The organism is Pantoea sp. ME81 (genome assembly GCF_903970985.1).
Taxonomy (GTDB): domain Bacteria; phylum Pseudomonadota; class Gammaproteobacteria; order Enterobacterales; family Enterobacteriaceae; genus Pantoea; species Pantoea communis.
Genome location: NZ_CAJCKS010000269.1, coordinates 1 through 4,621 on the forward strand (window position 1 = coordinate 1; position 4,621 = coordinate 4,621).

The window sequence follows — 4,621 nt, forward strand, 5'->3', positions numbered from 1 at the left end:
TTATCCCGGTGTGCAATGGGATGTGCGTGACGGGCCATGGCGCGTGCTGACCATCCTTGATCTGCCACTCTCGCTGGTGATGGATACGCTGTTGCTGCCCGTCGATGCCAGCCACGGCCCTTACGAGTAACGCTTACGCCCATTTATCCGATGGGCTATCGTCATCTTCCCATTCCTCTGCCGCAGCTTCACCCTCTTCGAGATCGCGTGGTGGCTCCAGCTGGAATTCCCCTTCATCCCACTCGTGCAGGGTGTTTTCCGACAGCCACTCCTGACGCAGTTCCACCTCGTCGAAATCGCCGTCAAATATCGCCTGGGCTGCTTCGCCGCTGCAGATCGGCAGGCATTCACCTTGCTCATCTTCACCGTCAAAGAACTCTGCCTGCCACATGATGTCACCATCCTGCATCACGTACTTTTGTAGCGAGAACTGGCTCACGCTGGCATCGTCTTCGTGCACATCCGTCTGGCTGGCGAGAAACTCCTCGCGTGCGGCGTCGATAGCTTCTTCAAGCGTGCTGTACAAGCTCATAATGAACTCCATGTCTGTTGAAAGGGATTTCACAGAAGAATAGACGAAAAATGGAATTGTGCAGGGCAGGCATAGAATAACGGCGGGCGGATGAATGCAATTCAACCGCCCAAACCGTTTAGATCATCTTTTGCGGGAAATGCAGTACAGGACGTACTGACTCGCGAATAATAGGAGCAGAGTAACGAATGCAGCATTTAATACAGGGTTTCACCTTTTTAAAATTAATACGAGCGGTTGATAAAGCCTGATTTAAATTATAGAGCGTACCGATAAAAACCATATCCTCCTTAACGGGTAGACGTTTACACTCTTTCCGATGCAAGAGGTGGTAGCCCTCTTGATCAGTACTGATTGTCACGTAGTAATAGATGCCTTTATTCATATTATAGGTTCCTGCGATATATTTGCTGTGTGTAATCTTTTTATATTTTTAGAAGGGCAGTTATTTAGCTAACTGTCACGGTTGAAATTAACTGGAATCGATTTCGCTAACAAATTCCAGAAAGGAATAAGCATAGCTCTTCTTTTGTAGAAACAGAATATAAAGGGGGTGGACTAAGACAATACCTTGTTATGTAAGTTAATTTTACTGGATTGATAAGCGGAACAAAAGCATTCAGCAATATTAAATAGGAATAGGCCTGGAATGCGTGAAAATTAGATCCGTGACCACCTGTATCAATTGATGAAGCATTTTGATGCTGCTGGATGAGAATTCAAAGAGATGCGCATTTTAGTGTTTACATTTCGTTAACAAAGATTAATATTCTGCATTTCTACAGGTTATTCTGCTCCATGGATTAAGTTAAAGCTGGACCGAACAATGTCATCAGCCTGAATTCAGACTGGTCCGGTTTGACTAAAATTGACAGACTATCGTCGTGAAATAACGCAAATTTCTTCAGGAAAGCGTGGAGCACAGACTGTGCTCCACATCACATTAATACAGCGATGGTTGACCTTCAGGGCGGGTTTTAAAACGGCGGTGCAACCACATGTACTGCTCTGGTGCCAACAGAACGGTTTCTTCAACCACTTTATTCATCACGATAGCGGTATCGAGTTCATTCTCGAGCGAGAACTTATGGCGAATGTCAGGCATCATTTTAAGCTCATAACCGCGTCCGTTGGGCAGGCGGCGGGCGAGAAACGGGATCACGCTGGGATTGCCCAATCGAATCAACATATGCGTGCCCGTGGTGGTTGCCGCATCCTGCACGGCAAAGAACGGGGCAAACACGCTACTGCGCGGGCCATAATCATGATCAGGCGCGTACCAGATGATGTCGTTGTTCTTCATGGCGCGAATCATGCCTTTGAGATCTTTGCGATCCAGCATGCTCTTATTTGAGCGCATGCGTCCCCAGGTTTGCAGCCAGTCGATGAGCTTATTGTCATTCGGCCGGTAAACGCCAATGCCTGGGTTGTGCATGCCAAACACGCGAGCACCCAGCTCCAGCGTCAGGAAATGCAGGCCAATCAATAAAATGCCGCGTTTTTCCGCAAGCGCATGGCTGACATGTTCGAGCCCCGAAGTGGCCACCCATTTTTGAATACGCCAGTCAGGCCAGAACCACGCCATACCGGTTTCAATCAGCCCCATGCCAACCGATTCAAAGTTGTGCTTCACCATGGCTTCACGTTCGCTGGTAGGCATATCCGGAAAACAGAGTTCCAGGTTACGTTGCGCGACTTCCACACGACGTTTTAAGAAGCGCATGGCAATGCGGCCCAGGCCACAGCCAATCGTATGCAGCACCGGGTAAGGAAGTAACACCAGCAGATAAAGAAAGCCGATACCTATCCAGGTCAGCCAGTAACGCGGGTGAAGAAGTTCACGGGAAAATTGGGGAAGTTGAGTCATGGAAATGTCAGTATCCTGCGTCTTGTGCCAGAGAGTCCGGTTTCTGTTATTTGTCGTGATTATGCCATTTTTTCGTGCTGACTGAAATCAAGCATAGCCTGCAGGCGGGTGTAAGGCAGTCAGATTGCGCATTAATCTACAACTGCGGCGGAGAATTGCGTCGGTAATCACGCCATTCAGGATTATCTGACCAGGGGCTTTGCATCGAGCGGAATTCAGGTATCATGTGCGCGCTAAATTTCTCTGATTGCTAACAGGATCGAACACCATGCCAGTGTTACATAACCTTGTTTCCAATAAAGAGCTGAAAGAACGTATGCTGGCTGAAAACGAGCCGCGTACCACAGTCTCTTTTTACAAGTACTTCCAGATTGCCGACCCGAAAGTCTTCCGTGATGCCCTCTACATTGCGCTAACAAAGCTCAAGGTCTTTGGACGCGTCTACGTGGCAAAAGAGGGGATCAACGCGCAAATCAGCGTTCCTGCCAGCCAGTACGAAGCCATGAAAACTGCACTGTATGCGTTTGACCCGGCGTTAAATAACCTGCGAATGAACATTGCGCTGGACGATGATGGCAAATCTTTCTGGGTACTGCGCCTGAAAGTTCGTGAGCGCATTGTGGCCGATGGCATTGAAGATGAAAGCTTTGATGCCAGCGATGTCGGTGCCTATTTAAAAGCCGCAGAGGTCAATGCGATGCTGGATGATCCCGATGCGGTGTTTGTCGACATGCGTAATCACTACGAATTCGAAGTGGGCCATTTTGATCAGGCGATGGAAGTTCCCGCCGACACCTTCCGCGATCAGCTGCCGATGGCCGTGGATATGCTGCAGGAGCATAAAGACAAAAAGATTGTCATGTACTGCACCGGCGGGATCCGCTGCGAAAAAGCCAGTGCGTGGATGAAACACAAAGGCTTCAACGATGTTTACCACATTGAAGGCGGCATCATTGAATATACCCGCCGTGCGCGTGAGCAGGGTTTACCTGTCCGTTTCAAAGGTAAAAACTTTGTGTTTGATGAACGTATGGGCGAACGTATTTCTGACGATATTCTCTCCAGTTGCCACCAGTGCGGCGTGCCGTGCGACAGTCACACCAACTGCGTCAATGACGGATGCCATCTGCTGTTCATTCAGTGCCCGAGCTGTGCGGAGAAATACCACAACTGCTGCAGCCCGCTGTGCATGGAAGAGGCGACATTAACACCGGAAGAGCAGCGTTCACGCCGCGCAGGCCGTGAAAACGGTAATAAAGTGTTCAACAAGTCGCGTGGTTTACTCAATATGACGATGGCGATCCCCGCGCCAGAGAAGAAGTAAACGACATCCAGCCTGAAGTCACATGGTCTCAGGCTGGCTCTGCCTTACTGCCGCACACCTTCCACAGAAATAATCAGCTCTGCTTTCTGCGATGCCGGTCCAAGATCTTTAGTGATATTGAATTCCTTCAACACAATTTCACCGTGAGCTTCAAAGCCGGCACGATAGCCACCCCAGGGATCTTTACCTTCGCCCAGCAGGCGTGCATCCAGGGTGATCGGTTTTGTCACGCCATTGAGCGTCAGATCACCTGTGATCTTATAATCGTTACCCTCTTTTTTGACTGCCGTTGAGGCGAAAGTCGCTTGCGGGAATTTGGCAGTGTTAAGAAAATCGGCACTGCGAATATGCTTGTCGCGTTCGGCATGGTTAGTGTCGAGGCTGGCGGTGTTCAGCGTGACGCTAACCTTATCGCTCGCAGGGTTAGCTTCGTCAAAGCTGAAAGTCCCGTCAAAATCCTTAAACGTGCCGTATAACCAGCTATAACCTAGGTGCTGAATACGGAACTGTACGAAGGCGTGCTGGCCTTCTTTATCAAATTTATAGTCTGCTGCGCTGGCCAGCAAACTGGTGCCTAACAGACTGGCGGCACTCAGTGTCAGTAGCGTCTTCTTGAGCATTTTACTTCTCCTTTTCAGAGGTTAACGGGATGCGGTAACCCAGCATCCTTTTCAATGTGACGTCTCGATCAATAAAATGGTGTTTTAATGCCGCCAGCCCATGCAGCGCAGAAAACAGCACTAATCCCCAGGCCAGCCACAAATGCAGATCGCCAGCCAAATCAGCCTGTTCACCTGCTCCACTCACCAGGGCGGGCACTTCGAACCATCCAAACACAGAGATAGCTTTGCCATCGGCGGTGGAGATCAGGTAGCCGCTTACCAGTAGCAGCAACAAC

Annotated in this window: 7 protein-coding genes; 2 read left to right on the forward strand and 5 right to left on the reverse strand. The window is 49.5% G+C overall.

The window, feature by feature from the left end:
- A partial coding sequence (locus tag H7A81_RS25890; protein WP_182059180.1) for a YceK/YidQ family lipoprotein occupies positions 1–130 on the forward strand: 130 nt, incomplete at its 5' end.
- A 3-nt stretch (positions 131–133) separates the two neighbouring features.
- Here the strand turns inward: H7A81_RS25890 and H7A81_RS25895 are convergent.
- From H7A81_RS25895 to H7A81_RS25905, 3 genes are all read right to left on the reverse strand, one after another.
- Positions 134–532 carry a MysB family protein gene (locus H7A81_RS25895; protein WP_182059181.1) on the reverse strand — a complete coding sequence of 133 codons (399 nt, stop codon included), beginning with the start codon at positions 530–532 and terminating at the stop codon, positions 134–136.
- A gap of 118 nt (positions 533–650) precedes the next feature.
- On the reverse strand, positions 651–917 hold the full coding sequence (locus H7A81_RS25900) for a hypothetical protein (protein ID WP_034820172.1): 267 nt from the start codon (positions 915–917) through the stop codon (positions 651–653).
- Positions 918–1,475: 558 nt separating this feature from the next.
- Positions 1,476–2,399, reverse strand: coding sequence for a Kdo(2)-lipid IV(A) acyltransferase (locus tag H7A81_RS25905; protein ID WP_166931855.1), 924 nt, complete (start codon positions 2,397–2,399; stop codon positions 1,476–1,478).
- Between the two features lie 268 nt (positions 2,400–2,667).
- Here H7A81_RS25905 and H7A81_RS25910 point away from each other — a divergent pair, with 268 nt between their 5' ends.
- Positions 2,668–3,723 carry a rhodanese-related sulfurtransferase gene (locus H7A81_RS25910; protein WP_182059182.1) on the forward strand — a complete coding sequence of 352 codons (1,056 nt, stop codon included), beginning with the start codon at positions 2,668–2,670 and terminating at the stop codon, positions 3,721–3,723.
- 44 nt (positions 3,724–3,767) lie between these two features.
- Here H7A81_RS25910 and H7A81_RS25915 read toward each other — a convergent pair whose 3' ends face one another.
- Positions 3,768–4,343 carry a YceI family protein gene (locus tag H7A81_RS25915; RefSeq protein ID WP_182059183.1) on the reverse strand — a complete coding sequence of 192 codons (576 nt, stop codon included), beginning with the start codon at positions 4,341–4,343 and terminating at the stop codon, positions 3,768–3,770.
- Position 4,344: 1 nt separating this feature from the next.
- Positions 4,345–4,621, reverse strand: a 277-nt coding sequence (locus tag H7A81_RS25920; protein ID WP_182059184.1) for a cytochrome b, incomplete at its 5' end; no start/stop codon positions are given.

Coding starts and splice junctions, on each gene's coding strand:
- H7A81_RS25895 (WP_182059181.1), bottom strand. CDS start 532: ATGAGCTTGTACAGCACGCTTGAAGAAGCTATCGACGCCGCACGCGAG.
- H7A81_RS25900 (WP_034820172.1), bottom strand. CDS start 917: ATGAATAAAGGCATCTATTACTACGTGACAATCAGTACTGATCAAGAG.
- H7A81_RS25905 (WP_166931855.1), bottom strand. CDS start 2,399: ATGACTCAACTTCCCCAATTTTCCCGTGAACTTCTTCACCCGCGTTAC.
- H7A81_RS25910 (WP_182059182.1), top strand. CDS start 2,668: ATGCCAGTGTTACATAACCTTGTTTCCAATAAAGAGCTGAAAGAACGT.
- H7A81_RS25915 (WP_182059183.1), bottom strand. CDS start 4,343: ATGCTCAAGAAGACGCTACTGACACTGAGTGCCGCCAGTCTGTTAGGC.